Annotated in this window: 3 protein-coding genes; all 3 read left to right on the plus strand. The window is 70.9% G+C overall.

Translation table 11 applies throughout. From position 1 onward, the window contains the following. A partial coding sequence (locus AAD496_RS14805; protein WP_349829648.1) for a phospholipase D-like domain-containing protein occupies positions 1-503 on the plus strand: 503 nt, incomplete at its 5' end. Then, a complete protein-coding gene (locus AAD496_RS14810) occupies positions 500-1,468 on the plus strand; it encodes an NUDIX hydrolase (RefSeq protein WP_349829650.1) in 969 nt (322 codons plus the stop codon). The genes AAD496_RS14805 and AAD496_RS14810, both read left to right, overlap by 4 nt. Positions 1,469-1,774: 306 nt before the next feature. Then, complete coding sequence (locus AAD496_RS14815; RefSeq protein WP_349829652.1) at positions 1,775-2,902, plus strand: phosphate ABC transporter substrate-binding protein PstS; 1,128 nt, start codon at positions 1,775-1,777, stop codon at positions 2,900-2,902. Positions 2,903-3,195: the final 293 nt, after the last annotated feature.

Below are 3,195 nucleotides of genomic sequence, written 5' to 3' on the forward strand. Positions count from 1 at the left end.
CCCGTGCGGGCCGGCCCGCCCGGATCCGGATGAAGGTCAACTCGATCGTCGACGAGGCGATCGTCGACGCCCTCTACCTCGCCTCCCGCGCCGGCGTCGAGGTCCAGCTGTTCGTCCGCGGCATCTGCGGGATCCGCCCCGACATCCCCGACCTGTCGGAGAACATCGAGGTCCGCAGCGTGCTCGGCCGGTACCTGGAGCACTCCCGCTGCTTCGTCTTCGGTGTCGAGGACCCGGTCACGTACATCGGCTCGGCCGACCTCATGCACCGGAACCTCGACCGGCGTGTCGAGGCCCTCGTGCGACTCACCGACCCCGCCCACGTGGCCGATGTCGTGTCGCTGTTCGACCTCGCCTTCGACCCCGGGACCTCCGCCTTCGTGCTCGGCCCCGACGGCACCTGGAACCGCCGGGTCCACGACGAGGCGGGGAACCGCCTGCGGGACTACCAGTCCGAACTCGTCACCCGGCATCGTCGTCGCACCCGGGCGGGCGGTCGATGAGCGTCAAGGACGCCGCCGCGTCCGCGGGTGTCACCGCGGACGTCCTGGCCGCCGGCGCCGTGTGCTGGCGCGAGGGCCGGACCGGTCTCGAGATCCTGCTGGTCCACCGCCCGCGCTACAACGACTGGTCCTGGCCCAAGGGGAAGGTCGATCCCGGGGAGACGCTCCCGGAGACCGCCGTCCGCGAGGTCGAGGAGGAGACCGGGTACCGCGTGCACCTGGGCCTGCCGCTACCGGCCGCCCGCTACACCGTCGGACGCCACCTGACCAAGCACGTGGCGTACTGGTCCGCCGAGGTGCCCGAGGGCACCACCCGCCACGAGGTCGCCGACCCCAAGGAGATCGACCGGGTCGAGTGGTTCCCCGTCGCCGAGGCGCGCGGCCGTCTCACCCTGTTCTCCGACCGCGAGCAACTGGAGAAGGTCGAGCACGCCTACGGGACCGGCAGTCTGCGGGCCTGGCCGCTGCTCGTCGTCCGCCACGGCAAGGCCTTCCCCCGGTCCAAGTGGCATGAGACGGAGAGCCTGCGTCCGCTCCTGGCACTCGGCACCCGGCAGGCCCTGGCCCTGGTCGGTCTGCTCACCTCCTGGCCGATCGGCCGGGTCGTCTCCAGTCCGTGGAAGCGCTGCGTGGCGACCGTCCGGCCGCTGGCCGCCGCACTCGGCATGCAGATGAAGAAGAACGCCAACCTCTCCGAGAAGGCGCAGCGCAACAAGCCGGAGAAGACGGCGCGGTCGATCGAGAAGATGCTCCACAAGGGCAAGCCCACCGTCATGTGCACGCACCGGCCGGTCCTGCCGACCGTTCTCGAGGTGCTCGCCCGGCACGCGCCGGACCGGGTGGCCGACATGCTGCCCGTCGACGACCCCCATCTCGCCCCCGGCGAGGTGCTCGTCGTCCACGTCCGTCCGGGCGCGGTCCCCCGCGTCGTCGAGATCGAACGGTTCCGGCCCGTCGACGAGTGAGGGGTACCGGGGTCCATGGACGCCGCCGAAGGTACCCCGCCCTCCCACTGTCCGGCTCGGTTCTCCCCGCGAAGTGAGGACCCTCACATGAACGGCGGGTGAACCCGATCACACGGGAAGCTTTCTCACCTGGGGCGTTATCCGGTCGTGATCCGGGCAACCGCAGTTTCGAGACCCGTTCACCTGTCGTTCATCTTCTCCCCGCCTCCCGGCCACCGCTGCTCCCTAGAGTCTGGGACGCACTCGGGGAACACCGGGCACTCACGCCTGCTCCCCTCGGTACGCAGACCTGACGAAAGGCCCCCTGTGAAGCTCAAGCGTTTCCTCCCCGTCGCGGCGACCGCCGCGGCGAGCGCCCTGTTCCTCTCCGCCTGCGGTGGCGGCACCTCCGCCACCGGCGAGGACACCTCCGGCTCCACCGGTGGTGACGACGCCGCTGCCGAGGAGACCGTCTCCGGTACCCTCACCGGCATCGGTGCCTCCTCGCAGAAGGCCGCCATGGACGCCTGGACCGCCGGCGTCACCTCCGTCCACCCGGACCTCCAGGTCCAGTACTCGCCGGACGGCTCCGGTGCCGGCCGCGAGAACTTCCTCGCCGGCAACGCCCAGTTCGCCGGTTCCGACGCCTACCTGGACGACGAGGAGCTCGCTGCCGCTCCCGAGGTCTGCGGCCCCGACGGCGCCTACGAGTTCCCGGTCTACATCTCCCCGATCGCCATCGCCTTCAACCTCGAGGGTGTCGACTCGCTCAACATGTCGGCCGAGCTCATCGCCAAGGTCTTCGCCGGTGAGGTCACCAACTGGTCGGACGAGGCCATCGCCGCCGAGAACGAGGGTGTCGAGCTCCCCGACACCCCGATCACCGCCGTGCACCGCTCCGACGAGTCGGGCACCACCGAGAACTTCACCGACTACCTGGCCGCCGCTGCGGGCGACGCCTGGGGCCACGAGGCCGCGGAGACCTGGCCCGAGGAGTTCGGTGGCGAGGCTGCCCAGGGCACCGACGGTGTCGTGAGCACCGTGTCCGGCACCGACGGCGCGATCGGCTACGCCGACGCCTCGGCCGTCGGTTCGCTCTCCACCGTCGCCGTCGGTGTCGGTGAGGAGTACGTCCCCTACTCGCCGGAGGCCGCGGCCGCCGTCGTCGACGCCTCCGAGCGCGTCGAGGGCCGTGGCGAGGGTGACCTCGCCCTCGAGCTCGCCCGCGACACCACCGAGTCGGGCACCTACCCGATCGTCCTCGTGTCCTACCACCTGGTCTGCTCCACCTACCCCGACCAGGAGACCGTCGACCTGGTCACCGCCTGGGAGTCCTACGTGATCTCCGAGGAGGGCCAGCAGACCGCCGCGGACAACGCCGGTTCCGCACCGATCTCCGAGACCATGCGGGGGAACATCCAGAGCGTCCTCGACACGATCACGGTCGCGTCCTGACACCCGATCCGATCCGCCCGACAGCGGCGTAGCGCGAGCACCACACGCGCTGCGCCGCTTCGGCGGTTCACCCCAGACGGTTGCCCTCGTCATATGACGCGGGGACCGGAACCCGCGAAACCCCGTCCTACCGCCGGCCCGGGCCGGACACGATCAAGAGAACCGAGGACCACTCGTGGCAACCACTGCACCGGCGGCCGCTCCGCCCGCCGCTCCTCCCAAACCCGTCGTCCGCATGGGCGACCGGATCTTCTCCGGCGCGACCCTGTCCGCCGGCGTCCTGATCCTCGTCA

This window comes from Brevibacterium litoralis (assembly GCF_040212315.1).
Lineage (GTDB): Bacteria > Actinomycetota > Actinomycetes > Actinomycetales > Brevibacteriaceae > Brevibacterium > Brevibacterium litoralis.